This window comes from Caballeronia sp. LZ016 (assembly GCF_031450805.1).
Taxonomy (GTDB): domain Bacteria; phylum Pseudomonadota; class Gammaproteobacteria; order Burkholderiales; family Burkholderiaceae; genus Caballeronia.
On record NZ_JARTVY010000002.1, the window covers coordinates 977,439 to 1,002,669 of the forward strand.

General features: G+C 63.7%; 20 protein-coding genes. 8 read left to right on the forward strand and 12 right to left on the reverse strand.

Annotated features, from left to right (window positions below):
* Positions 1-4: 4 nt before the first annotated feature.
* Together pcaG and P9220_RS18095 are read left to right on the forward strand one after the other, a co-directional pair.
* Positions 5-595 carry a protocatechuate 3,4-dioxygenase subunit alpha gene (gene pcaG, locus P9220_RS18090; RefSeq protein WP_309766459.1) on the forward strand — a complete coding sequence of 197 codons (591 nt, stop codon included), beginning with the start codon at positions 5-7 and terminating at the stop codon, positions 593-595.
* 93 nt (positions 596-688) lie between these two features.
* Positions 689-1,009, forward strand: coding sequence for a DUF2288 domain-containing protein (locus P9220_RS18095; protein ID WP_309766460.1), 321 nt, complete (start codon positions 689-691; stop codon positions 1,007-1,009).
* Here P9220_RS18095 and P9220_RS18100 read toward each other — a convergent pair.
* Entirely contained in the window at positions 1,006-2,088 is a 1,083-nt protein-coding gene (locus P9220_RS18100) for an AI-2E family transporter (protein WP_309766462.1), read from the reverse strand. The genes P9220_RS18095 and P9220_RS18100 overlap by 4 nt on opposite strands.
* A gap of 170 nt (positions 2,089-2,258) precedes the next feature.
* Between P9220_RS18100 and P9220_RS18105 the strand changes: the two genes are divergently transcribed.
* Positions 2,259-2,783, forward strand: a complete 525-nt coding sequence (locus tag P9220_RS18105; protein ID WP_309766464.1) for an OmpA family protein — start codon at positions 2,259-2,261, stop codon at positions 2,781-2,783.
* Here the strand turns inward: P9220_RS18105 and P9220_RS18110 are convergent.
* Genes P9220_RS18110 through P9220_RS18120 form a run of 3 tightly spaced genes read right to left on the reverse strand, consistent with a single transcriptional unit; the run spans position 2,780 to position 7,626 of the window.
* Entirely contained in the window at positions 2,780-4,774 is a 1,995-nt protein-coding gene (locus P9220_RS18110; RefSeq protein WP_309766466.1) for an acetyl/propionyl/methylcrotonyl-CoA carboxylase subunit alpha, read from the reverse strand. The genes P9220_RS18105 and P9220_RS18110 overlap by 4 nt on opposite strands.
* 53 nt (positions 4,775-4,827) lie before the next feature.
* A complete protein-coding gene (locus P9220_RS18115; RefSeq protein WP_309766468.1) occupies positions 4,828-6,435 on the reverse strand; it encodes a carboxyl transferase domain-containing protein in 1,608 nt (535 codons plus the stop codon).
* A gap of 9 nt (positions 6,436-6,444) precedes the next feature.
* A complete protein-coding gene (locus tag P9220_RS18120) occupies positions 6,445-7,626 on the reverse strand; it encodes an isovaleryl-CoA dehydrogenase (RefSeq protein WP_309766470.1) in 1,182 nt (393 codons plus the stop codon).
* A 168-nt stretch (positions 7,627-7,794) separates the two neighbouring features.
* On the opposite strand from P9220_RS18120, the gene P9220_RS18125 reads away from it, so the two are divergent.
* Positions 7,795-8,523, forward strand: coding sequence for a TetR/AcrR family transcriptional regulator (locus P9220_RS18125; RefSeq protein WP_309766472.1), 729 nt, complete (start codon positions 7,795-7,797; stop codon positions 8,521-8,523).
* On the opposite strand, the gene P9220_RS18130 is transcribed toward P9220_RS18125, so the two are convergent.
* The gene (locus P9220_RS18130) at positions 8,513-9,409 is read right to left on the reverse strand and encodes a ferritin-like domain-containing protein (RefSeq protein ID WP_309766474.1); all 897 of its coding nucleotides are present in this window, start codon (positions 9,407-9,409) and stop codon (positions 8,513-8,515) included. The two genes, P9220_RS18125 and P9220_RS18130, sit on opposite strands and share 11 nt — an antisense overlap.
* A gap of 443 nt (positions 9,410-9,852) precedes the next feature.
* Here P9220_RS18130 and P9220_RS18135 point away from each other — a divergent pair, with 443 nt between their 5' ends.
* Both P9220_RS18135 and P9220_RS18140 read left to right on the forward strand, forming a co-directional pair.
* Positions 9,853-10,644 carry an ABC transporter substrate-binding protein gene (locus tag P9220_RS18135; protein ID WP_309766475.1) on the forward strand — a complete coding sequence of 264 codons (792 nt, stop codon included), beginning with the start codon at positions 9,853-9,855 and terminating at the stop codon, positions 10,642-10,644.
* A gap of 240 nt (positions 10,645-10,884) precedes the next feature.
* Complete coding sequence (locus tag P9220_RS18140) at positions 10,885-12,000, forward strand: M14 family metallopeptidase (protein WP_309766476.1); 1,116 nt, start codon at positions 10,885-10,887, stop codon at positions 11,998-12,000.
* Between the two features lie 6 nt (positions 12,001-12,006).
* Here P9220_RS18140 and P9220_RS18145 read toward each other — a convergent pair whose 3' ends face one another.
* A complete protein-coding gene (locus tag P9220_RS18145) occupies positions 12,007-12,375 on the reverse strand; it encodes a nuclear transport factor 2 family protein (RefSeq protein ID WP_309766477.1) in 369 nt (122 codons plus the stop codon).
* A gap of 269 nt (positions 12,376-12,644) precedes the next feature.
* Between P9220_RS18145 and P9220_RS18150 the strand changes: the two genes are divergently transcribed.
* Positions 12,645-13,817, forward strand: a complete 1,173-nt coding sequence (locus P9220_RS18150; RefSeq protein WP_309766479.1) for a porin — start codon at positions 12,645-12,647, stop codon at positions 13,815-13,817.
* A 64-nt stretch (positions 13,818-13,881) separates the two neighbouring features.
* On the opposite strand, the gene P9220_RS18155 is transcribed toward P9220_RS18150, so the two are convergent.
* The 5 genes from P9220_RS18155 to P9220_RS18175 form a co-directional block, all read right to left on the reverse strand.
* Complete coding sequence (locus P9220_RS18155) at positions 13,882-15,525, reverse strand: bifunctional aspartate transaminase/aspartate 4-decarboxylase (protein WP_309766481.1); 1,644 nt, start codon at positions 15,523-15,525, stop codon at positions 13,882-13,884.
* Between the two features lie 65 nt (positions 15,526-15,590).
* Positions 15,591-17,282, reverse strand: a complete 1,692-nt coding sequence (gene aspT, locus P9220_RS18160; protein WP_309766483.1) for an aspartate-alanine antiporter — start codon at positions 17,280-17,282, stop codon at positions 15,591-15,593.
* A 404-nt stretch (positions 17,283-17,686) separates the two neighbouring features.
* The gene (locus P9220_RS18165) at positions 17,687-18,748 is read right to left on the reverse strand and encodes an alkene reductase (protein WP_309766484.1); all 1,062 of its coding nucleotides are present in this window, start codon (positions 18,746-18,748) and stop codon (positions 17,687-17,689) included.
* A gap of 60 nt (positions 18,749-18,808) precedes the next feature.
* Positions 18,809-19,102, reverse strand: a complete 294-nt coding sequence (locus P9220_RS18170) for a metalloregulator ArsR/SmtB family transcription factor (protein ID WP_309766485.1) — start codon at positions 19,100-19,102, stop codon at positions 18,809-18,811.
* Between the two features lie 494 nt (positions 19,103-19,596).
* Positions 19,597-21,951: a filamentous hemagglutinin N-terminal domain-containing protein gene (locus tag P9220_RS18175; RefSeq protein WP_309766487.1), complete on the reverse strand. Its 2,355-nt coding sequence runs from the start codon at positions 21,949-21,951 to the stop codon at positions 19,597-19,599.
* Positions 21,952-22,162: 211 nt separating this feature from the next.
* Between P9220_RS18175 and P9220_RS18180 the strand changes: the two genes are divergently transcribed.
* Positions 22,163-22,567: a DUF6232 family protein gene (locus P9220_RS18180; protein WP_309766489.1), complete on the forward strand. Its 405-nt coding sequence runs from the start codon at positions 22,163-22,165 to the stop codon at positions 22,565-22,567.
* 25 nt (positions 22,568-22,592) lie between these two features.
* On the opposite strand, the gene P9220_RS18185 is transcribed toward P9220_RS18180, so the two are convergent.
* A complete protein-coding gene (locus P9220_RS18185) occupies positions 22,593-25,046 on the reverse strand; it encodes a glycogen/starch/alpha-glucan phosphorylase (RefSeq protein ID WP_309766491.1) in 2,454 nt (817 codons plus the stop codon).
* Between the last annotated feature and the right edge of the window lie 185 nt (positions 25,047-25,231).

Sequence of the window (25,231 nt, forward strand, 5' to 3'; positions counted from 1 at the left end):
AGACATGACGACCCTCAAGCAAACGCCCTCGCAAACCGTCGGACCGTACTTCGCCTACGGCCTCGTGCCGGAGCAGTACAACTTCGATCTGAAGAGCCTCTTCACGGCGTCCGCGGCGGATCGCGAAGTGCCGGGCGAGCACATCGCCATCGTCGGCAACGTGTACGACGCGGAAGGCAAGCCGATCGGCGACGCGCTGATCGAAGTGATGCAGGCGGACTCGAACGGCCGCTACGTGCAGAGTCCGGAAGAAGCGCGCGAGACGGGATTCCGCGGCTTCGCGCGCGTCGGCACCGGCACGGACCCCAAGCTGCGCTTCGTCGTCGATACGGTGAAGCCCGGCAAGACCGATGACGACTCCGCGCCGCATCTCGACATCATCGTGCTGATGCGCGGCATGCTGCTGCACACCTACACGCGCCTCTATTTCGACGACGAAACCGAAGCCAATGCGAAGGACACCGTGCTGCAGAGCGTGCCCGCCGAGCGCCGCCACACGCTGATCGCGAAGCGCGAAGTGCATACCGGGGCGACGGTGTATCGCTTCGATATTCATCTGCGCGGCCCGAACGAGACCGTGTTCTTCGATCTCTGAGCCTGATCGCTGCACCGCGATGAACGAAGGCGTCCGGCACTGCGCTATAGTGTCGGACGCCTTCGTTTTTATCGCAATCCCGTTATTTCCGTTATGACCGACGCCGCCAATCCCAGCCCGCTCTATGTCAAGCTCCTTGCCGAAACCGCGCAGATCGGCTGGTCGGAACTCGAGCGTTTCTTCGCGAAGGGCGTGCTGATCTGGGTGAAAGGCGATCTCGATCTCGTGAGCGTGGCCGAAGCCGTCGCCAGCGACGATACGAAACAGGTCACGCAATGGCTGTCCGCGGGACTGATCGAGCGCGTGCAGGCCGGAACCGCCGCCGATCTCGCCGCGCGTGATCCGGAGCTGTGGGCGGTCGTGGTGTCGCCGTGGGTGTGCGTGCAGGAACGCGGAACAGGCGCAAGCAACTAGGCTCGCACCCAGTCGGTCCACAGCACGACGAGAATCGTCATCAGCGCCGGGCCGATGAACAGGCCGATCAGCCCGAACGTCTCCGCGCCGCCCAGAATTCCGAACAGCACGAGCAGAAACGGCAGGCGCGTCGAGCCGCCGATCAGCACCGGCCGCACGAAGTGCTCGGCCACGAACGCCACGACCAGTCCGAAGACCGCGACGCCGATGGCCGCCGCCATCGAGCCATGCGCGAGCAGCCAGAGCGCCGCGCCGAGAAAGACGATCGGCGCGCAGAACGGCAGCATCGCCGCAACGGCCGTCAGCATGCCGAGCAGCGTCGCGTGCGGCACGCCTGTCACCGCATAGGCGACACCTAGCAGCGCGCCCTCTCCGAGTCCCACCACCACGAGCCCCACGACGGTGCTGCGCACGGCATCGGCCATGCGCTGCATCAGCGCCGCGCCATCCGCGCCGAATGCGCGGCTCGACCCGGCGAGCATCTGACGGCCGAGCTTCGCGCCCGCCTGGAAGATGAAGAAAAGCGTCATCAGCATGAAGCCGAAGGTGACGAAGCCATGCACGACGCGACCGCCGAAATGCCGCGTCATCGCGACGAACGTCGCCCCGTGCAGGCTCTTTACCGCCGGCGACGATTCGAGCGGCGTCGCGAGATTGTCCTGCCACCAGCGCGCGGCCTGCTGGGAGCCCATCGGCAGATGCTCGATGAACGCGGGCATCGGAATGCCGGTTCTCAGCACGTCGTGGAACCAGCGCATCGTGTCGTGCGCCTCATCGAGCGTCTGCGCCGCGACGATGCCGAACGGCACGACGAACAGCAAGCCGATTGCAAGCGTCAGCAGGACGGCAAGCAGCGTATGCCGCTGCCTGAAGACCGGCCGGCGTTCAAGCCAGCCGAACGCGGGCCACAGCGCGATGGCGATCACCACCGCCCATACGACAGCCGGGATGAAGGTGCGCGCCGTATAGAGCGCGATGAGCACGAGCACCGCATAAAGCGCCGCCGATGCCGCGCGCTGGAGCTTGCGCGTGCGATCGGCTGCGTCGGATGCGGCCTCGTTGCGCGATGGAATCGCCATGAAAGGGAGCCTTTGAGGGAATCGACTGAAAGCGAAGCGATAGCGCCGCCTGCATTGTAAGCGCACGGTTCATTCCACTTCGCACTCGCCGTCATTGCACCGTTCTTTACAACGCAACGGTATGTTCTCCCTATAATCGCGAGTCGGGCATCAACGCAAGGAATCCTGGAATGTTGGGCAAAGGCTTGGTGGCAATTGGAGCATGCACGTCGATCGCGCTGCTGGCTGGCTGTACGACGAAACTCAACCGGTCGGACGAAGAGAAGCTCAACGCGCAATACGGCATCACGATGCAGACGGTCAAGGGCGGCGTTGAAATGCGCCTGCCTGAAGTCGCGCTGTTCGATAGCGACGAGGCAGCCATCCGCCAGGGCAGCCTGCCCGCGCTGGACCGCGCCGCAACGGTGCTCAAGCGCAGCATGCGGCCGGTGCTGATCGAAGGCCATACCGACAACGACGGCCCGCTCGCCTACAACCAAAGCCTTTCGGAAGCGCGCGCCGAAGCGGTCGCGCGCGCGCTGATCGCGCGCGGCGTGCCGGCCGAGCGCCTGACGACCAAGGGCATGGCTTATCTGCGGCCCATCGCCAGCAACGACACGCCGCAGGGGCGCGCAGCGAATCGCCGCGTCGAGATTCTCATTCGCGCCGAAAGTGCGGACACCCTGCTCGGACCGCAGCCGAAGAAGAAGCGCTAATTTCCTTCCGTTTCCAGCACGAGCAACTGGGAACCGTCGGTGACCTGATCGCCGACATCGAACAGAATCTCGCCGATTTTCCCCGTTGCGGGCGCGACGATCGTGTGCTCCATCTTCATCGCTTCCATCACGATCAGCGGCGCGCCCTTTTCCACCGACGCCCCCGGCTGCACCAGCACGGCGATGACCTTGCCGGGCATCGGCGCGGTCAGTCGGCCTTCGTGCTCGGCGTCGCCCGCGTGGGCCATCAGGTTCTGCCATTCGAACGCGAACGCGGCGCCTTCGAGGAACACGTGGAAAACGTCGCCGTCGATGAAAACGTGGCCTTTGATGAGCGCATCGTCGAGTTGAACGCTGAAGGCCGTTTCCCCGCGATGCGACCAATCGAAGCGCGCGCTCTCGCCGCTCAGTTGCAGACGCTTCTCGCCGTTCTTCGTGAAGACGGCCTTCAACGTTTCATCCGATGCCGCCGCGCGCCAGTTCAGATCCTGACTGTAGCCGCCCGACATGCGCCAGTGCGACAGCGCATCCCACGGCGAATGGCCGTGCGCCTCGCCGCCCTCGCGCGTGAGCAATGCAGCGCAGGCGAGCGCGAGCGCCTTGTCGCGCGATACCGGTGAAGCCGCGAAGAGCGCATCGTGATGACGCTCGATCAGGCCGGTATCGAGTTCGCCCCCCGAGAACGGCTCGCTCTTCACGATCCGCTGCAGGAACTCCACGTTCGTATGCAATCCGACGATCTCGCACTGCGCGAGCGCGCGCGCCATGCGCGCGAGGGCGTCGCGGCGGTCGCGACCGTGCACGATCAGCTTCGCGATCATCGGATCGTAGAACGGCGTGATCGCGTCGCCCTCGCGCACGCCGCTATCGATGCGCACGTGACCATCGATTCCGAACTCCACCGCATCCGGCAACGCGAGGTGCCTGAGCGTGCCCGTCGATGGCAAAAAGCCGCGCGACGGATTCTCGGCATAGACGCGGGCCTCGATTGCATGACCATCGACGCGCAGATCGTGCTGCTGCAAAGGCAACGGCTCGCCGGCCGCCACGCGCAATTGCCATTCGACGAGATCGAGGCCGGTCACCATCTCCGTCACCGGATGCTCGACCTGCAGGCGCGTGTTCATCTCCATGAAGTAGAACTGGCCGTCCTGCGTCATGATGAATTCGACCGTGCCCGCGCCGACGTAATTCACTGCGCGCGCCGCCGCGACGGCGGCTTCGCCCATCGCACGGCGGGTTTCATCGGAGAGGCCGGGCGCGGGCGCTTCTTCCAGCACCTTCTGATGGCGGCGCTGCACGGAGCAATCGCGGTCGAACAGATAGACGGCGTTGCCGTGCTTGTCCGCAAACACCTGAACTTCGACGTGCCTCGGCCGCAGCAGATACTTTTCGATCAGCACGCGATCGTTGCCGAAGCTCGACGCCGCCTCGCGCTTGCACGAAGCCAGCGCCTGCGTGAAGTCCTCGCTTCGTTCGACGACGCGCATGCCCTTGCCGCCGCCGCCCGCACTGGCCTTCAACAGCACCGGATAGCCGATGCGGTCGGCTTCGCGCTGCAACAGATCGGGCGATTGATCGTCGCCGTGATAGCCCGGCACGAGCGGCACCGATGCCGATTGCATCAGCGCCTTGGCTGCGGCCTTGGACCCCATCGCGCGAATGGCTTCCACGGGCGGCCCGATGAACACCAGTCCGGTTTCCTCGCACGCGTTGGCGAACGCTTCGTTTTCCGAAAGAAATCCGTAACCGGGATGCACGGCCTGCGCGCCGGTTCGCTTCGCTGCCTCGACGATGCGCTCGATGCGCAGATAACTCTCCGACGCCGCCGATCCGCCGACGTGCACCGCTTCGTCGCAGACATCGACGTGCTTGGCTTTCGCATCGGCATCCGAATAAACCGCCACGCTGCCGACGTTCAGGCGCTTCGCAGTCGCCGCCACGCGGCATGCGATTTCGCCGCGGTTCGCTATGAGTATTTTGTTGAACATGGCTTTGCTCTGTAGGAGACAGGAGTAAGGCGCGAAAGCGCCCACTCGTGTCGTCACATCCGGAATACGCCGAAGCGCGTGTCTTCGATAGGCGCGTTCATCGTCGCGGCGAGGCCGAGGCCCAGCACGTCGCGCGTTTGCGCGGGATCGATGACGCCGTCGTCCCAGAGGCGCGCGCTCGCATAGTACGGATGACCCTGCACCTCGTATTGATCGCGGATAGGCGCCTTGAACGCTTCCTCATCCTCCTTCGACCACGTGCCGCCCTTCTTCTCGATGCCGTCGCGCCGCACCGTCGCGAGCACGGAGGCCGCCTGCTCGCCGCCCATCACCGAAATGCGCGCGTTGGGCCACATCCACAGAAAGCGCGGCGAATATGCGCGACCGCACATGCCGTAATTGCCCGCGCCGAACGAACCGCCGATGATCACCGTGAACTTCGGCACCTTGGCCGTCGCGACCGCCGTGACCATCTTCGCGCCGTTGCGCGCGATGCCTTCGTTTTCGTACTTGCGCCCGACCATGAAGCCCGTGATGTTCTGCAGGAACACGAGTGGAATCTTGCGTTGCGCGCATAGTTCGATGAAATGCGCGCCCTTCAACGCCGACTCGCTGAAGAGGATGCCGTTGTTCGCAACGATGCCGACCGGGTGCCCCCAGATATGCGCGAATCCGCACACGAGCGTGGCGCCGTAGCGCGCCTTGAATTCGTCGAAAGCGGAATCGTCGACGATGCGCGCGATCACTTCTCGCACATCGAAGGGCTTGCGGGTATCGACGGGAATGACGCCGTACACGCTTTGCGGGTCGTAACGCGGCGGCAGCGGCTCCTTCAATGCGAGCGGCGCTTGCTTCACGCGATTCAGATTGCCGACGATGCTGCGCGCGATGCCGAGCGCATGGGCATCGTTCTGCGCGAGATGATCGACGACGCCCGACAGGCGCGTATGCACATCGCCGCCGCCGAGGTCTTCCGCGCTGACTTCCTCGCCCGTTGCGGCCTTCACCAAGGGCGGGCCGCCCAGAAAAATCGTGCCCTGGTTCTTTACGATGATCGATTCATCGCTCATCGCGGGTACATACGCGCCGCCCGCGGTGCACGATCCCATCACCACCGCGATCTGCGCGATGCCCTGCGCCGACATGTTCGCCTGGTTGTAGAAAATGCGGCCGAAGTGATCGCGGTCGGGAAAGACATCGTCCTGATTCGGCAGGTTCGCGCCGCCCGAATCGACGAGATACACGCACGGCAAGCGGTTCTGCTCGGCGATTTCCTGCGCGCGCAGATGCTTCTTCACCGTGACGGGATAGTAGGTGCCGCCCTTGACGGTCGCGTCGTTGCAGACGATCACGCACTCCTGCCCCGCGATGCGCCCGATGCCGGTGATGATGCCCGCGCCCGGCGCTTCGTCGTTGTACATGCCGTAGGCCGCGAGCTGCGACAGCTCGAGAAACGGCGTGCCCGGATCGAGCAGTTGCGCGATGCGATCGCGCGGCAAGAGCTTGTTGCGCGACAGATGCTTGTCGCGCGCCGCCGGCCCGCCGCCTTCCGCGATTTTCGCGACCTTGTCTTTCAGGTCCGCGACGAGCGCATCAAGGGCCGCCGCGTTCGCGCGGAACTCTTCGCTGCGCGGATTCAGTTTCGATTCGATGATCGCCATGTCGCGCCCTCACGCCGTCTCGGCGAACAGTTCACGGCCGATCAGCATGCGGCGAATCTCGCTCGTGCCCGCGCCGATTTCGTAGAGCTTCGCATCGCGCCAGAGACGGCCCACCGGATACTCGTTGATATAGCCGTTGCCGCCGAGAATCTGGATCGCTTCGCCGGCCATCCATGTGGCTTTTTCCGCGGTGTAGAGGATGACGCCAGCGCAGTCCTTGCGCACGCGGCGCACATGTTCGGCGCCGATGGTGTCGAGCTGGCGGCCGACCGCGTACACATAGGCGCGGCACGCCTGCAGCGTCGAATACATGTCCGCGACCTTGCCTTGAATCAGTTGGAACTCGCCGATCGGCTGCCCGAACTGCTTGCGATCGTGGATATACGGCACGACCGCGTCCATGCACGCGAGCATGATGCCGGTCGGTCCGCCCGCGAGCACGGCGCGTTCGTAGTCGAGGCCGCTCATCAGCACTTTCGCGCCGCCGTCCAACGCGCCGAGAATGTTCTCCTTCGGCACTTCGACGTTCTCGAACACGAGTTCGCCGGTATGCGAGCCGCGCATGCCGAGCTTGTCGAGCTTCTGCGCGACGGAAAAGCCCTTCATGCCCTTCTCGACGATAAACGCGGTAATGCCCTTCGCGCCCGCTTCGATGCTGGTCTTCGCATAGACGACGAGCGTGTCGCAGTCCGGGCCGTTGGTGATCCACATTTTCGTGCCGTTGAGCACGTAGTGATCGCCCTTTTCGTCGGCGCGCAGCTTCATGCTGACGACGTCCGAACCGGCGTTCGGTTCGCTCATCGCGAGTGCGCCGACGTGTTCGCCGGACACGAGCTTCGGCAGGTATTTGCGCTTCTGCGCTTCGGTTCCATTGCGATGAATCTGGTTGACGCACAGATTCGAATGCGCGCCATACGACAAGCCGACCGACGCCGATGCCCGCGAAATCTCTTCCATCGCGATCATGTGCGCGGTGTACCCCATGTTCGCGCCGCCGTATTCTTCCGAAACGGTCATGCCGAGCACGCCGAGATCGCCGAATTTCTTCCAGAGGTCCATCGGGAACTGGTCGGTGCGATCGATTTCGCCGGCGCGCGGCGCGATTTCCTTCGAGGCGAAGTTGGCGAGCGTATCGCGCAACATGTCGATGTCTTCGCCCAGCGCGAAGTCGAGGCCGGGTACGGTGCTCATGGGGTGTCTCCTCCAGATGCGATGTTGTCGGCGCGCCGCTGCATGAGTCTGACTCACAGCGGACGATCAGCCGCAGAATGCGCCAATTTCACGCTCAAATCGCCTAGCCGTCAATAGGTTTTTGAGCTACGCTCACATTTACTCCGCTTCTGCTTCCGGGCGACCTTCATGTCCACACACTCGACCTCCACCGGCCGCCGCACGCCTGCCGGCGTGAAATCTCAGCAACGCGTGCGCGAGATTCTGCAAGCCGGCCGCGATGTCTTTGCCGAGAAGGGTTATGACGCCGCGACGACCGCCGAGATCGCGCAGCGCGCGGGCATTTCCGAGGCGACTGTGTTCAGTTATTTCAGCGGAAAGCGGGAACTGTGCGCGCGCGTGATCGCGGACTGGTATGACGAGATCATCGATGCCTTCGAAAGCGGCTTGCCGCGTGAAGGCTCGGTTCGGCAGCAGTTCGCGTTCATCGTGAGGACGCATTTGCGCCTGATGCTCGTGAACGGCACGGGACTGTGCTCGCTGGTGCTGTCGGAGGGGCGCACGAAGCAGCACGACCTGTCGGATACGCTGACGGAACTGCAGCGCCGATACACCGCGCCGCTGATGGATGTGCTCGCGCGCGGGCAGTCGCTTGGGCACGTGCGCGCGGATGTGCCGCTGCGACTGTTGCGCTCGCTGGTTTTCGGGCCGATGGAACACGTGTTGTGGGACGCGACGCTGCCGAAGCGCCGGCTGAGCCAGAGTCAGATCGATACGACAGCGGACGAGCTCATCGAGGTGCTGTGGGCGGCGTTGCAGCCGCCGGATGCACAACTGGCTGCGCTCGTGCAGTTTCGGCAGGAGGTGGAGGATGCGTCGCGGCGGTTCGAGGAAAGCAGGAAGCCCGCTACTTCTTGACGAACCGCCTGACCCACCGCGCCAACCTCGGCACCGTACCCGGCCGAAGCAGCCGCGCGTCATACCCGCCCATGCGCCGGTCGTTCTCGGCGAGGCAAAGATCGATCAACGCCCCGACCGACACATCCCCCGCGACGGAATCCCCCACATTCGCCGGGAAATTGGCATCCTGCGCCGCGCCGCTATTGTCGAATCCGCGCGCAAGCGATATGCGGTCGCGAATCAGCGAAAGCCACACGCCCGCCGTCTTCAGCATGAATCCCGGCTTGCGATACCACGGCAGACTCCGCCGATACCACGCCACCCAGTTCGCGAAGAACAGGATGTGCCGCGCTTCCTCCTGAATGACCGGCTCGAACGTTTCGACCAGCGCCTCCGGAAAATAACCCGACCGGCGCGCGGCTTCGAACAGCCCGAACGCGAAAAAGCTGTCGATGCACTCGCTATACCCGGTCAGCATCCACGCGCGCAGCGCATCGTCGGGAGCGGGATACGGCGGCTCCGGCGCGAGCGCGATGCCGTAAGCCTCCACCAGCTTCGACAGCACGATCTTGTGCCGCGCCTCCTCGCCGCCGTTCATCTGCAACGCATCGCGCAAAAGCGGATCGGCGACGCTCGCCGCGTACGTCGCCACGCGAATCGACGCGCGCCCTTCCGTCTGGACCGCGATGTCCCAGATCGGCAGCGACGTCACGCGCTTGAGCGCCGCCGCATCCAGCTTCGGCCAGTCGATGACGGCGGGTTTATACGGGTTGTGCGTCGTCAGCAGCATTTCGCAAAACATGCGCTTGTGCTCATCGGACCCGACCGGAATGGCGCCTTCCGGTCGATAGGTCCAGTTGCGCATCGCATGATCTGCTTCCACCGGAGTGAGCGTGTCGGACATATTCGAATAGTGGGCGGCTATTGGGAACGACCTGCGGATTCTGGCACACGGGACGCTCCGGCGCAGCAAACCGCACGCCGCACGCTCAGGGGCGCATCCTAACCGCCCAGTTAATTGCCGATACGCAGCAATACCGACCGATGCCCCGCTCCGGGCCAGCGAAAAAGGCGCATCCGGAACCAAGGAGCGCGGCGAATCATCGAGAAATTAGGAAATAAGCACTTGTCTTTAAGCGAGGAAATGTTCTAAAGCACCGCTATCCGTGCTTTCACTAGGTCCCGTACTATTTTGGCTTGGTAACCTTCTGCCGATTCTGCGCGGACACGATCCGCCGAATGCCCGCCGTCCGGCGCTCCGAGCGATCACGACCGATCCGCGCCGGCGCCGGCCGCACCCGAACCGAGACCTTTCGGGCTGAACCGACCATCCTTTGGAGTTAACAAGTGAAGAAACTGCTTGCCGCCTTGTCGATGTCCCTTCTCGCCGCCACGTCGTTCACCGCCGTCACGGCTCACGCCAAGGACTATTCGACGATCCGCTTCGGCGTCGACGCAAGCTATCCCCCGTTCGAATCGAAGGGCTCGGACGGCAAGCTGGTCGGCTTCGACATCGATCTCGGCAACGAAATCTGCGCGCGCCTGAAGGCCAAGTGCGTGTGGATCGAAAACGACTTCGACGGCATGATCCCGGCGCTCAAGGCGAAGAAGTTCGACGGCGTCCTCTCGTCGATGTCGATGACCCCGCAACGCGCCGAGCAGATCGCTTTCTCGAGCAAGCTCTTCAACACGCCGACGCGCCTCGTCGCGAAGAAGGGCAGCAACATCATGCCGACGGCTGAAAGCCTGAAGGGCAAGAACGTCGGCGTCGAACAGGGCACCATCCAGGAAACCTACGCGAAGACCTATTGGGCGCCGAAGGGCGTGACGGTCACGCCGTATCAGAACCAGGACCAGGTTTACGCCGACCTGACCTCGGGCCGTCTCGACGCCGCGCTGCAGGACGCGGTTCAGGCCGACCTCGGTTTCCTGAAGACGCCGCGCGGCGCGGGCTACGACTTCGCGGGCAAGGATCTCGTCGATGCGAAGATCCTCGGCAACGGCGCGGGCATCGGTCTGCGCAAGGAAGACACCGATCTGAAGGCGAAGATCGACAAGGCGATCGCCGATATCATCAAGGACGGCACGTACAAGAAGCTCGAGAAGAAGTACTTCGACTTCGACGTGTACGGCGGCTGATCGCTTCGCAGCCAGCTTGGTCGACGGGCTCCGCGCTTCACTGCGCGGAGCCTTTTTCGTTTCCGGCGGTCAAGCCGGCCGGCGCGGGGCGCGCGAGCGCCGGCCTCCCGTGCTGCCGATTTCGGCTAAGATCGAACGTCCGAGGCAGCGCCGGCGGACAGAGACACCGCGGCGCGGGACTCGTCCGGTTCAGTAACCTACAGAGGCAAGACCTCGCGCACTCGCGTGCGCGCGCACACTATGCAGACTAGAACTCATCAACTGATCTCGCCGACGCTCGGCACCTCCCGCAGCATCACGAGTTTTCATTACGGCCCCGGCGGCGGACAGAAAATCTATATTCAATCGTCGCTGCATGCGGACGAATTGCCCGGCATGCTGGTCGCCTGGAAGCTGCGCCGCCAGCTCGCCGCATTCGAAGCCGCAGGCAAGCTGCGCGGCGAAGTCGTGATCGTGCCGGTGCCGAATCCGATCGGCCTGAGCCAGTTCCTGCACGGCAATCTGCTCGGCCGTTTCGAGACCAACAGCGGCCACAACTTCAACCGCAATTTCTACGATCTCGCCGCGCTGATCGGCCCGCGCATCGAGGCCCGGCTCTCGAACGACGCCGATGCAAACCGGCTCGCCGTGCGCGCCGCGATGAAGGAAGCGCTCGACGAGCAGACGCCGCGCACCGAGCTCGAATCGCAACGCCTCGCGCTGCAGAAGCTCTCCTATGACGCCGATGTCGTGCTCGATCTGCACTGCGACCTCGACGCCGCGCTGCACCTGTACACGAACCCGGACATCTGGGACGAAGTCGAGCCGCTCGCGCGTTATCTGGATGCGAAGGCGTCGCTGCTCGCGCTGAATTCGGTCGGCAATCCGTTCGACGAGATTCACAGTTTCTGCTGGTCGGACCTGCGCGCGCGCTTCGGCGAACGCTTCCCGATTCCGAACGGCGGAATCTCGGTGACGGTCGAACTGCGCAGCCAGCACGACGTATCGCACGAACTCGGCGACAAGGACGCGCAGGCCATCGTCAATTATCTGATCCATCGCGGGGTGATCGATGCGCCCGCCGTCGAGCAACCTCCGCTCGCCTATCCCGCGACGCCGCTTGCGGGCGCCGAGCCGATCGTCGCGCCCGTGTCCGGCGTGCTCGTGTTTCGCGCGCAAGTCGGCGCGTACATCGATGCGGGCGAAGTCATCGCCGATGTCATCGATCCGCTCTCCGACACCGTCACCACGCTCAAATGCACGACTTCCGGCGTGATGTACGCGCGGCAGATCATGCGCTTCGCGTCGGCGGGGCTGGAGGTCGCGCGCATCGCGGGAGCGAAGGCTTATCGCACGGGCTCGCTGCTGTCGGCCTAGGCGGGATCAGAAAGCCACGAGACCGCACTGGGCGGCCACGACACGCCAGCCGCCGGCGGTCTCTCCCCACGTTCGCGTGTAGCGCAGGCTGCCCGCGAACGGCGCACCGGCGAACGTGCCGGAAAGCGCCACGCGCGTCACCGTCACCGCGAACGCACCATGCACGCGGACGCTCTGCTCCTCCACATCGAGCCTGTCGATACGCTGCACGCCATAGCGATGGCCATTGAGGTCGTCGGCTTTGGTCCACACCTTGCCAGTGGCGTCGACGAAACTGAGGTCATCGGCCAATAGCGCGTCGAGCGCCTTGACGTCCGACGACAGCATCGCCTGCCTGAGCTGCTCTTCCAGTTCGCGGATTCCTTTTTCGTCCATGATCTCGCTCGCGGTAATCGAACCGCAAGGATACCGCGCGCGTGCGTGCTCACATCCGAAGGGCATCCGCCAGCCCCGTTGCACACGCGATACAGCCGGCGCCGGCTGCCACGCTGTCACATTTCTTTCTTCAGCGATCGCTACATTTGCGCCCGTCGCCGCCATGCGCCATTCCGAGCGCAACGCGCCGCGACGCGCGCTGCTTGCATAGCTGACCGCAACACGCTGCCGCGCGACCACACACCGCGAACTCACTCACGGAGCTTGTTTTGAAGAAGAATCTTTTGGCAGCCGCCGCGCTCGCCGCATTCGCCTGCATCGCGACGTCCGCTCATGCGCAAAGCAGCGTGACGCTGTACGGCATCATCGACGCCGGTATCAGCTACGCCAACAACAGCGCGACGCGCACCGGCAGCGATCATCTGTTCAAGTACGACGACGGCGTGGCGCAGGGCAGCCGCTGGGGCCTGCGCGGCGCGGAAGATCTGGGCGGTGGCCTGAAGGCGATCTTCGTGCTGGAGAACGGCTTCAACAGCGGCACCGGCGCGCTCGGCCAGGGCGGCGCGGAGTTCGGCCGTCAGGCGTATGTCGGCGTCTCGAAGAACGACATCGGCTCCGTGACCTTCGGCCGTCAATACTCGTTCTCGACCGACTACCTCGGCTCGGCCTATTCGATCGGCGGACAGACCGTCGCGGGCAACTACGCGTATCACATCAACGACGTCGATCAGCTCACGTCGAGCCGCATCAACAACGCAGTGAAGTTCAGCAGCGCGAGCTTCTACGGCGTGACCTTCGGCGCGATGTACGGCTTCTCGAATCAGGCCGGCGCGTTCGCCGGTGCGCCGAACACGACGGCAGGCGCCACGACGGTCGCGGGTTCGTCGCGCGCATACAGCTTCGGGCTGAACTACAAGGCGGGTCCGTTCGGCATCGGCGCGGCCTATACCGACATCCGCTTCCCCGGTGCGGCGACGCCCGCGTTCAGCACGACCATCGCGAACATCGCGACGGGCGGCGCGAAGGACCTGCGCACGTTCGGCGTCGGCGCGAACTATGCATTCGGCGCAGCGACGGTGTTCGGCCTGTGGACGAACACGCGCTTCGAACCGGTCGCGGGCAACAGCTCGAAGTTCAATGCGTATGAAATCGGCGGCAAGTACGCGGTCACGCCGGCCTTCACCGCGGGCCTCGGCTACACGTACATGAACCTGTCGGATGCATTCCAGGGCCACTGGCATCAGATCGATGCGAGCGCCGACTATGCGCTCAGCAAGCGCACCGATGTCTACGCGCTCGCGATCTACCAGAAGGCGTCAGGCGCGAACCGCGGCGTTGAGAATCAGGCGCAGATCGGCTCCGCGTCGAGCTACTTCGGCACGTCGGGCGCGGGTGAAAACAACCAGCTCGCGTTCCGCATCGGCGTGCGTCACAAGTTCTGATCGCGCGCTGAACCACGCATGAAAAACGGGCCGCGCAGGCGGCCCGCTCTCGTTCGGATGCGCGTTACTTGCCCTTCTTGCCGTTGCTCTCCGCCTCGTATTGCGCGAGGCGCTCGTTCATCAGCTTGCGGATCGCGCGGCCGATCTGCATGTAGTCGCTCTCGTTGAGATTGGCGAGCGACACGCGTCCCGACGGATGCTGCGTGCCGAAGCCGCGCCCCGGCAACAGCACGACGCGCGCTTCCTTCGCGAGCCTGAAGAGCAGTTCGGAAGGCTGCGTGTTCTTCAACATCCACTCGACATACTCGCGTCCGTGCATGCGCTCGCCGATGTATTCCGCATCGAGGATCGTGTAGTAATCGACGAGATTCTTGTCGTCGTCCTCGAGCGGAATGCCGAGCTCGCGATACAGCGCCTGCTTGCGGCTGCGAATGAGGCGCTTCAACGCGTTCTTGTACGCGTCGGGCGTGTCCATCAGCGAGAAGAGCGAGAAGAGGACCATCTGCACCTGCTGCGGCGTCGAGAGACCCGCCGTGTGATTCAGCGCGACGGTGCGGCTGTCCGCCACCAGACGGTCGATGAACTTCAGCTTGTCCGGCTCCGTCGTGATCGATTCATAGCGCTCATGCAGGATCGCCTTCTGCTCCTCGGGAAGCGCGGCCAGTTGCTCGTCGAAAATGTTCTCCCGATGCGTCGCGATGGTCCCGAGCCGCCAGCCGGTCGCACCGAAATACTTCGAATACGAATAGACGAGAATGGTGTTCTTCGGGCATAGCGCGAAGAGCGAGACGAAGTCATCGGCGAAGGTGCCGTACACGTCGTCGGTCAGGAGGATAAGGTCAGGCCTTTCCTTCACGATCTCCGCGATGTACGCGAGGCTTTCGTCGTCCATTTTGACGGACGGCGGATTGCTCGGGTTCACGAGGAAGAACGCCTTGACCTTCGGATCGCGCAACTTGTCCAGCTCCTCCTTCGAGTATTGCCAGCCTCGCGCGACATCCGCGTCGAGATTCACCACTTCCAGCTTGTAGTCGTTGAGACGCGGAATCTCGATGTACGGCGTGAAGATCGGGACGCCGAGCGCGATGGTATCGCCCGGCTTGATGAGGAAGTTCTCGCGCATCGTATTGAAGATGTACGTCATCGCCGCCGTGCCGCCTTCCACCGCGAAGATGTCGAACTCGCCGACGAACGGATGCTTGCCGATCATCTCGCGCCGCAAATACTGCCCGACGATTACTTCGGATAACTTAAGCATCCTGTCGGGCACGGGATAATTCGACGCCAGAATGCCTTCGCACATCTCATAGAGAAAGTCGCCGGCGTTGAGGCCGAGCTGATCGCGGACATACGATACCGCGCCGAACAGGAAGTCGATGCCGGGCGTGCCCTTGTTTTCACGCGCGAAAATCTCGAAGCGCTCTTCGAGCCCTTCGTGCTTCGGAAAACCGCCGATGCCTTCCGGCATGTAGGCGAAGGAGCGCTCCGACTCGCGCATCGCGAAGAGGCCGAGCTGCCAGAAACCGTGACGCGGAATCGTCGCGAGGAAATTCGGATTGCCGCGCCCCGCGTTGAGCATGGCGACATTGGCCGGGCGCTCGACCACGCCGCCGCCTGCTGCCTTGATGAGTTCGTCCTTGAGTTCGAACGGGCTGAGCGAAGCCATCGCGGCGCGATCGTCGGAACCGGACTTAGAGGACTTTGACATCCAACACCCCCAGAATAGAGCAATCAAACGGGAAGGAAAACACGAGAGGCGGAAGTGCCGCGCCCTCAGGTCAGAAGCATCACCATGACCATCCCCCAGATCGTCAGCAGCGTATTGCCGACTGCATAGGTGACGGTGTAGCCGAGACCCGGAACCTGGCTCTTCGCGGCATCGCAGATCATGCCGAGCGCCGCGGTCGTCGTGCGCGCGCCCGCGCAGATGCCGAGCAGAATCGCGGGATGAAACTTGAACACGTACTTGGCGATATACATGCCGAGGATGAGCGGCACCGACGACGCGAAAATGCCCCATAAAAACAGGCTCACGCCGAGCTTTTGCAGGCCCGCGACGAAGCCCGGCCCCGCCGAAATGCCGACCACCGCGATGAACACGTTCAGCCCGACCGAGTTCATGAACCAGATCGTCGGCGACGGAATGCGGCCGAACGTCGGATGTATCGCGCGAAGCCAGCCGAATACGATGCCCGCGATCAGCGCGCCGCCCGCCGTCGACAGCGTGATCGGAATCGCGCCGAAGCGGACGACGATCGCGCCGATCAGCGCGCCCAGCGTGATGGCGAGGCCGACGAACGCCATGTCCGCCGCGTCGCTCGGCCGGTCGATGACGCCGACCGCATTCGCCACCGCGGTCGTATCCTGCGTGCGGCCGACGATCGTCACCGTGTCGCCGCGATACAGCTTCGTGCTCGGCAGCACCGGAATCGGCGTCTCGGTGGCGCCGCGCTTGATCTTGCGGATGAACACGCCGCGCGCGCCCGGCATCTGCGCCAGTTCGGCAAGCGTCTTGCCTTCGATCCGCTTGTCGGTCAAATAGATATCGACGCCCTCGACCGGCACCGACAGCAGTTCCGCATCGTCCACTTCGGTCGCGCCGCCGAGCAGATCGACGAGATGCTCGCGCCGTCCGACGATCGCGACGACATCGCCCGGCTGCAGCACGTCTTCGAGCTTCGCCTCCTGGATCGCGCCATTGCGGCGAATTCGCTCGATGAAGAGGCGTGCGCCGCTCGGGACCATCGCTTCCGCTTGTCCGACCGTCATGCCGGCGGCCCGCCCTTCTTCCGCCACGCGATACGCACGCAGCGCGAACTGATGCCAGCCCGAACCCGCGCCGCCGAGTTCAGCCGATCCGCCGCCGAGTTGCTTCTCATAGTCCTTGCATGCCGCGACGAGATCGATGTTCAGCAGCTTCGGCCCGAGCATCGCGAGAATCACCGCCGAGCCGATCGTGCCGTAGATATACGTGACGGCGTAGGCCGTGGGCATCGCATCGAGCAGCGCCTTGGTTTCGGCGGGCGGAAGGCCGAGCCGGTTGATGGCGTCGGTGGCGAGACCCATGGATGCGGATATGGTCTGCGATCCGGCGAAAAGCCCTGCCGCCGATCCGATGTCGTAGCCCGCCATTTTGGCGGCGGCATACGGCGCGGCAAGACAAAGCACACATTGAATGACGGAGAACAGCGCTTGCGGCAAGCCGTCCTTCGCAATGCCGCGAACGAATTGCGGACCGACGCCATAACCCACGGCGAAGAGGAACATCAGAAAGAAGACCGCCTTCACGTTCGATGAAATCGTGATGCCAAGCTGCCCGATGGCGATGGCCGCGAGCAGCGTCGCTGTCACGGCGCCCAGGCTGAAGCCCTTGAAGCTCTTGCCGCCGACCCAATACCCGATACCCAGTGACAGGAAGATGGCAATTTCCGGGTACGCGCGCAGCGTTTGCGTGATCCACGACATATGCGCTCCTTTGCGCGATGATTCGCGACCGTTACGTGCCGTGCCGGCACGAAATGAAGGTAGAGGACGAGCAGGCTGACAGACGCGCCGCCATCGGTGCCGGCGGGTCGGGCGCGTCCACGAAATGTCGACGATGCGTTGGATCGTTTCATCGAACCAATCCCGGCATGCAACGGTTGAGCGTATTGATGCCGATGCGTGGCCCAATTTCTTAAGCAATGCATGCAGCAGCGGATTGGAGTCACCAATACACTAGTTTTGATGCGCGGTAGAGTCGAAATTCGATAATTTCGATGGGCGTGCCGCATGGGCGCTATTGTTGCGCGGCGCGGGAGGTAAGTATTGCTTCGGATGCCGAAGTATCATAGCGAAAACGAAAACAGCGGCCGGGGCCGCTGTTTTCGTTACTCCGCCGTTTCTAGCAGCGGATAATCCGTATAGCCCTTCGCTCCGGGCGCATAGAACGTGGACGTGTCCGGGTCGTTCCACTGCGCGTCCAGTTCGAGGCGGCGCACGAGGTCCGCATTCGCGATGAACGGCTTGCCCCAGGCCACCGCGTCCGCGTCGCCGCGCGCGATGATCGCTTCGGCGCTTTCCTTCGTGAACTTTTCGTTGGCGATATAGACGCCGCCGAACGCCTTCTTCAGTTGCGGCCCGAGGCTGTCCGGACCTTCCGCCTCGCGCGCCGCGATGAACGCGATCTTGCGCTTGCCCAGTTCACGTGCGACATAGCCGAAGGTCGCGGCGCGGTCGCTGTCGCCCATCGTGTGGGAATCGGCGCGCGGTGCGAGGTGCATGCCGACGCGATCCGCGCCCCACACTTCGATACACGCATCGGCGACTTCGAGCATCAGGCGCGCGCGGTTTTCGATCGGGCCGCCGTATGCATCGGTGCGCTTGTTGGTGCTGTCCTGCAGGAACTGGTCGAGCAGATAGCCGTTCGCGCCGTGCACTTCCACGCCGTCGAAACCGGCGCGCTTCGCGTTCTCCGCGCCTTTGCGATACGCCGCCACCACGCCCGCGATTTCATCGAGCTCGAGTGCGCGCGGCGTGACATAAGGACGCTGCGGACGCACGAGACTCACGTGGCCTTCGGCCGCGATCGCGCTCGGCGCAACGGGCAGTTCGCCATTGAGAAAGACCGGGTCCGAGATGCGGCCCACGTGCCACAGTTGCAGCACGATCTGACCGCCTGCTTCATGAACGGCCTTGGTCACCAGTTTCCAGCCTTCGACTTGTTCGTCGGACCAGATGCCCGGCGTATCGGCGTAACCGAGGCCTTGCGGCGTGACCGACGTGGCCTCGCTGATGATGAGACCCGCCGATGCGCGATCGGCGTAATACTGCGCCATCAGCGCGTTCGGCACACGTTCGACGCCCGCGCGCTGGCGCGTCAGCGGCGCCATGACGATGCGGTTCTTGAGCGTCAGCGCGCCCACTTTGAGCGGATCGAAAAGAGTCGGCATAACGGAAGGTATCCTAATTAAGTTGAAAGGATGCTGTCACCTGGACGGCGCATCGGATGCTCAGAGATTCTCCATGGAATCGCGGAACGCCTGAATGACCGCCTCGTCGCGCCTGAAGAACACCCATTGCCCTACGCGCTTGGTGGTGACGAGCCCTGCTTTGTGAAGAGTCGCGAGATGCGCGGAAACGGTGGACTGCGACATGCCGCAGCGTTCATCGATCTGACCCGCGCACACGCCATGCGACAGCGGCAATTCCTGATTGGGGAAATGCTGCTCCGGCTCCTTCAGCCATTCGAGAATCTCGCGGCGAAGGGGGTTGGCTAGGGCTTTGTGGATTGCGTCGATGTCCATTTCGTTGCTCGTGCGTCTGACGGCCGGCACGCTAAAGGGCACGTATCGAATCGTCTTGATGCGAAGTATATATCGCAATCTTCCGATACGCAAGAAAGCCGCCCCTGCCGGCCGTTACGCCGAGGCTGGGAAGCGAAGCGCCTGGCGTGCGCGTCGACGAGAGGCAGCTTCAGTGGGCACTCTGCAGCCCGCGCTATTGCGCGCACCGTGCACGAACACCGCTCCCGATGCGGGCTCTGAATCGCCCATTTCAGCCTGTAGCCGAGGTCGGCGAAGGATACGTCGGACCGAACGCTCATGTCCTGCACGTCGACACGACGACGCATCGATCGTACTTTCCGCGCAAAGACCTCCAAGGACGTCCGGTGTTGCAGGTCATGACGCCGCCGCAGACGAGCGATGGGTTCGTCCGTGGATGAAACGCGTCAACTCGCACCGTGACGGTACGGCCCACGGCCTTTGGTATCCACTCCGCATGACCGCAATCGACATCGTTACTGCGCAACCTGCCACCTCAATACCGGATGCGTCGCGGCGAGCCGCATGATCCACGTCCCGGCGGCACTGAAATCCCACGTTGGGCCGAAGCTCTCCGGCTTGCTCATCTGCGCGGTCGTCAAACCGTTCGTGACGGGCACAGGCGTGCCCGAACCGACGCCGGATGCCTGCCCCGTGGTCTCGCGGTCCCAGAACACGTCGGCGGCAACGTTTCCGCGGTTATCGGCAACGAGGCCGCCCCTGAACGCTGGCCGCACGAAGCTCGCGACGGGCCCGCTTGCAAACGACTCCACGATGGATCCGACATTAGTAGCAACCAGTCCCCCACCACCGCTTCCGCCGTCCACCGATCCGGTCGCATACGATTGCCTGATCGACCCTGAATTGCTTCCGACGAGCCCGCCGCCCGCTGCGCGAGAGCCTCCCCCTGCGCCTCCGGTGGCGAAGGACTGCAATATCAATCCTTCGTTATTGCCGACGAGCCCGCCCGCGGCGCTCGACGATCCGGCCGGGACCGCGCTGTCGGAGCGGTACACGACGCCGGTGCTGATGCCTAACAGTCCGCCGACTGGCCCGCCGGTCGATCCGTACGTGACCAGCTTGCCGTCGGCATGAACGTTCGACACCACGCCGGACGACTGCCCGGCGAGCGCGCCCATCGGCCCGAAATAATCGCTGATGCCGACATTGCCGAGTTTCAGGTTCCGCACCGCACCCGAGTTTCCGATCGACGCGAAAAGCCCTGTCGGTTGCGCGGTGTCGAAGTCGAGAACGGTGATGCTCAGGCTGTTGATCGTATGCCCGAGGCCGTCGAGTTGCCCCGTGAACCCGCTCGCGCTGCCCGCGCCGATGGGCTGGAATGTGCTCGTCGACGAACCGGCGTCGATGTTGCGGCCCAGTGCATAGGATCCATTGAGATCCTGCGAGATGGCCGCGAGCTCGTCTACCGAGTCGATCAGCCGATAGTCCGTTATCTGCGCCCGCACGCCGCTGTACGCGGGCGCGGTCCACGCAGGATTGCTGATGACCGTTCCGCTGACGTATTGCCCGCCGCTATCGCGGTAACTCGCGACTACGCCCGAGCTTTTCGACCAGTCGATCGTGCCGAGGTTGAAGACACTGCCCGCGTTCCCCTGCCCCGCTGCGTCGGCGCGCAGCGTCAAATTGGCCGCACCGGTATTGCCGAGCGTCGCCATCGGACCGACCGTGACGGAACGCGCCGCGTTGAGCGTGAGCGAAGCGTTGCCCGACCAGCGCATCGTCTGCTCCATCACGATATCGCCCGGCGACGCATCGAGCGTCACGGACGTGCCCTGATTCAACTGGTGGAGCAACGCCGCCGTCGTCAACGGACCGGCATGGAATACAGGCGCGTTCAGCTTCCAGTTCGCGGCATGAATGTCGGCATCGTCGAGATGAAGCGCCGCGCCTGCCGTATCGACGATGCCGCCCGTGCCATCGGCGTTCGCCGCATCGATGCGGCCGTGCACATGCGCGGCGCCGTCGTTCGCCACGAGCCAGACACGGCCATCGCGCGTCGCGGCGCCGGTCGCGCGCAATGCGTTCGTGTTGCCTGCCAGCGCGAACACATTGCCATCGGCGGCCTGCAATGCGATCTGCGCCGCCGCTATCGTTCCCTTGTCGACCACATCGCCACGGCTGCCCGTCGATTGCACGAACGTTTGCGGAAGGCTGGCGGCATCGCGCACGAGAACCCGATCCCCCGCTGCAAGTTCCGCCGAGCCGGCCGGCGCGCTGATCGTGCCGTCGTTCTCGACGAGACTGCGCGCGATCAGCAACACATCGCCGTTAGTGGAGCTGATCTTGCCGAGATTCACCACGACGCCCCCGCCACTGCCCGCAAAGGTCAGTGGACCGCCCGCCATGAACGCGTCGTTGCCGACATCAAGCGCCGATGCGACGAAGCGCCCGCCCGTCGAGACGACGCCCGTCGCGCCGATCACGATGCCCTGCGGATTGATCAGATAGAAGCTCCCGCTTGCGGTGAGCGCACCGTTGATCGACGACTTCTCGATGCCGGTCACACGGCCGAGCGTTGCGCCGGACCCGTTCTGGATCGTCACCGCGTTGTCTTTGTCGATCGAGAAGCTGGCCCAGTCGATGACGGCTCGCGATGTCGTCTGAGTGACCGTCAGGCGCTTGCCATTGACAGACATGCCGCCCGCGCCCGCAACGAATTTTCCTCCGGCGGGCAGCGGCCCGGCCGACCATGTGTTCGACGCGATCGCCACGCCCGCAATCATCAGAATCGCGAAGCGGCGGCGGTTCGCCGAATCTCTGTGCCGGTGCTTTGCGGACGTTGCGCCGATGGTTCGGGTCTGAGTGGGCATGATGCGCCTCCCGCGGGTTGCATCGAGCGGTCACTGCTTCCGACACATCATGCGCTTTCCGCTTCAATAATCAAGGTCCGGCCAAATTATTACGGCATACTTTCGAATGTAAGCAGACCTGGTTCAGCCGCAGATCGCTCGGGGTTTCTCCGTTCCTGGCACCGTCTGGTAATCTCCGCGTTTTCCCTGCCTCATACGGAACGATCAGCTTATGGATACACCCTTCAACGAACGCGGCGTCACCTTGTCGCGCGCCGGCCTGTCGGCTTCGGGCCAGATGATTCCGCTGCGCGAGCTGCGCGCCGCACGGGTCGTGAAGATCGAACGCAAGAAGCCGCTGCCGATCGCTCTCGCGATCATCGGGCTCGTCGTACTGGGCGCGGGCATCGCGACGGGCGCGGGCGCGGCGCTCGTGCTCGGCGTGATGATCGTCGTCGTCGGTTATCTGACGTGGATCACGCAGGACGTCATCTATCAGTTGATGGTGTCGACATCCGACGGCGAGCGCGAAGTGCTCATCACGAAGGATGAGGATTTCGCGGATCGCGTGGCCGCGCTCGTCGGCGACGCGGTCGCGAAACACGCGCAAACTGCAGCCGCGCGCCCCGAAGCGTGATGCAGGGCGCGCGGCGCTTGGCGCGTCAGCTCAGGTTCAGCGGCTCGACATGCCAGATTTCGCGCGCATATTCCGCAATCGTGCGGTCCGATGAAAATATCCCCATGCCGGCGACATTCTCGATGGCGCTCTTCGTCCAGGCGTCCTTGTCGCGGAACTTGAGGTCGACTTCGCTTTGCGTCTTGTCGAAGCTCGCGAAGTCGGCGAGCACCATGTAGTGATCGCCCCAGTCCACCAGCGTATGGAAGATGTCGTAGAAGCGGTGCGGCTCTTCCGGCGAGAAGTGCCCGAGCCGGATCTGATCGAGCGCGAGCTTCAGTTCCGCGTTCTCCTCGTAAATCTGCCGCGGCCGATACCCCGCCGCGCGCAACGATTCGATCTCGTCCGTCGTGTTGCCGAAGATGAAGATGTTCTCGCGACCGACGGCATCGCATATCTCGATGTTCGCGCCGTCCAGCGTGCCGATGGTCAGCGCCCCGTTCAGCGCCAGCTTCATGTTGCCGGTGCCGGACGCTTCGGTGCCGGCCATCGAGATTTGCTGTGACAGATCGGCCGCCGGAATGATCAGCTCCGCGACGCTCACGCCATAGTTCGGAATGAAGCCGACCTTCAGCCGGTCGCCGACGAGCGGGTCCGCATTGATGCGCTTGGCGACATCGTTAATGAGCTTGATGATGTTCTTCGCCATCTTGTACGCCGACGCGGCCTTGCCCGCGAACATCACCACGCGCGGCGTCCAGTCATGCTGCGGATTCTCGCGGATGCGGTTATAGCGCACGATCACATACAGGATGTTGAGCAGCTGCCGCTTGTATTCGTGGATGCGCTTCACCTGCAGATCGAAGAGCGCTTCGGGATTGATGATCGCGTTCGCGTCGCGCTTCGCGCGTTCGACGAGACGCAGCTTGTTCGCGAACTTCGCCTCGTGAAACGCCTTGCGGAACTCGGGATCGTCGCGCCATTCGCGCAGCCGTCCCAGTTCGAACAGGTCGGTGCGCCAGCGCGTGCCGAGCCGCTTGTCGATCAGCGACGACAGCGAAGGACTCGCCTGCGCGAGCCATCGCCGCGGCGTGATGCCGTTCGTCACGTTGGTGAAGCGCTCGGGATACATGCGCGCGAAGTCGGAGAAGATGTTCTGCACCATCAGCTGCGAATGCAGCTTCGACACGCCATTCACCTTCTGACTCGCGACGATCGCAAGGTGCGCCATGCGCACGCGGCGCTGGCCGTATTCATCGACGAGCGAGATGCGGCGGATCAGATCGACATCGCGCCCGAACTTCTCCGTCACTTGCTTGAGGAACTGCGCATTGATCTCGAAGATGATCTCGAGATGACGCGGCAAAAGACGCGCGAGCATTTCGACGTCCCACGTTTCGAGCGCCTCCGGCATCAGCGTGTGATTCGTGTACGAGAACATCTGCTGCACGAGTTTCCACGCCTTGTCCCACGGCACATGATGCGTATCGACGAGCAGGCGCATCAGTTCGGGAATCGCGAGCACGGGGTGCGTGTCGTTCAGATGCACCGCGACCTTTTCCGCAAGCCGCCCGAAATGGGTATGCGTGCGCTGATAGCGGCGGATCAGATCCTGCATGGTCGCGGAGACGAAGAAGTACTCCTGACGCAGGCGAAGCTCACGGCCGGCCTGCGTCGAATCGTCCGGATAGAGCAGTCGCGACACATGCTCCGACGTGTTCTTCGCCTCGACCGCGCGACGATAATCGCCCTGATTGAACGCAGAGAGATCGAATTCGTCGGTGGCGCGCGCGGACCACAGGCGCAGCGTGTTGGTCGCGGTCGTCGCGTAGCCGGGGATGACCGTGTCGTAGGCCATCGCGTTGACGTGCTCGGTGTCGATCCATTCGGTGCGGTCGCCGTGCTGCACGGTGCGTCCGCCGAAGTGCACGGTGTACACCACTTCGGGCCGCGGAAACTCCCACGGATTGCCCGCGCGCAGCCAGTAATCGGGCATTTCGACCTGATTGCCCTCGACGATGGTCTGCCGGAACATGCCGTATTCGTAGCGGATGCCGTAGCCGAAGCCGGGCACGCCGACCGTCGCCATCGAGTCGAGAAAACACGCCGCAAGCCGTCCGAGACCGCCATTGCCGAGCGCGGCGTCGGGCTCGAGTTCCTCCAGCGTGGCGAGATCGACGCCGAGCGAGGCGAGCGCGTCGCGCACTTCATCGTGAATGCCGAGTGCGAGCAGCGCATTCGTGAACGTGCGGCCGATCAGGAATTCCATCGACAGATAATAGACGCGCTTCACGTCCTGTTCGTATTGCTGCCGCGTGGTGCGCATCCAGCGCGCGACGAGCCGGTCGCGCACGGCGAGCTCGGCTGCATGCAGCCAGTCGCGCGGCTGCGCGGTCGCCGCGTCTTTGCCGACGCCGTACATCAGGCGGTTCGAGATGGAGCGCCGCAGCGCATCGACAGTGCTGTTCAGCTGGTCGAATTCCAGGTCGACGGATGTCATCGATATCTCCGGTTTTTTGCATCTTAGCAACGACCGTCCATGCGCGCCGTTAGTTCAGCGCCGCGCCCGATGACCACAGTCCGGAACGCGAGACGACGGCCTTGCACGTTTGCAGGAGGTCCGCTCGGCGGCCGAAAAAAGGCAGGTTACGCCACTTTTATTTTTTTTGTACGACGTTCCGCGCG

Bases quoted from the DNA above. Each gene is read 5' to 3' on its own strand.
- P9220_RS18130 (WP_309766474.1), bottom strand. From the start codon at position 9,409: ATGTCCGACACGCTCACTCCGGTGGAAGCAGATCATGCGATGCGCAAC.
- P9220_RS18180 (WP_309766489.1), top strand. From the start codon at position 22,163: ATGGATACACCCTTCAACGAACGCGGCGTCACCTTGTCGCGCGCCGGC.
- aspT (WP_309766483.1), bottom strand. From the start codon at position 17,282: ATGTCGTGGATCACGCAAACGCTGCGCGCGTACCCGGAAATTGCCATC.
- P9220_RS18185 (WP_309766491.1), bottom strand. From the start codon at position 25,046: ATGACATCCGTCGACCTGGAATTCGACCAGCTGAACAGCACTGTCGAT.
- P9220_RS18120 (WP_309766470.1), bottom strand. From the start codon at position 7,626: ATGAGCACCGTACCCGGCCTCGACTTCGCGCTGGGCGAAGACATCGAC.
- P9220_RS18140 (WP_309766476.1), top strand. From the start codon at position 10,885: ATGCAGACTAGAACTCATCAACTGATCTCGCCGACGCTCGGCACCTCC.
- P9220_RS18095 (WP_309766460.1), top strand. From the start codon at position 689: ATGACCGACGCCGCCAATCCCAGCCCGCTCTATGTCAAGCTCCTTGCC.
- P9220_RS18105 (WP_309766464.1), top strand. From the start codon at position 2,259: ATGTTGGGCAAAGGCTTGGTGGCAATTGGAGCATGCACGTCGATCGCG.
- pcaG (WP_309766459.1), top strand. From the start codon at position 5: ATGACGACCCTCAAGCAAACGCCCTCGCAAACCGTCGGACCGTACTTC.
- P9220_RS18170 (WP_309766485.1), bottom strand. From the start codon at position 19,102: ATGGACATCGACGCAATCCACAAAGCCCTAGCCAACCCCCTTCGCCGC.
- P9220_RS18155 (WP_309766481.1), bottom strand. From the start codon at position 15,525: ATGTCAAAGTCCTCTAAGTCCGGTTCCGACGATCGCGCCGCGATGGCT.
- P9220_RS18145 (WP_309766477.1), bottom strand. From the start codon at position 12,375: ATGGACGAAAAAGGAATCCGCGAACTGGAAGAGCAGCTCAGGCAGGCG.
- P9220_RS18100 (WP_309766462.1), bottom strand. From the start codon at position 2,088: ATGGCGATTCCATCGCGCAACGAGGCCGCATCCGACGCAGCCGATCGC.
- P9220_RS18110 (WP_309766466.1), bottom strand. From the start codon at position 4,774: ATGTTCAACAAAATACTCATAGCGAACCGCGGCGAAATCGCATGCCGC.
- P9220_RS18125 (WP_309766472.1), top strand. From the start codon at position 7,795: ATGTCCACACACTCGACCTCCACCGGCCGCCGCACGCCTGCCGGCGTG.
- P9220_RS18175 (WP_309766487.1), bottom strand. From the start codon at position 21,951: ATGCCCACTCAGACCCGAACCATCGGCGCAACGTCCGCAAAGCACCGG.
- P9220_RS18115 (WP_309766468.1), bottom strand. From the start codon at position 6,435: ATGGCGATCATCGAATCGAAACTGAATCCGCGCAGCGAAGAGTTCCGC.
- P9220_RS18165 (WP_309766484.1), bottom strand. From the start codon at position 18,748: ATGCCGACTCTTTTCGATCCGCTCAAAGTGGGCGCGCTGACGCTCAAG.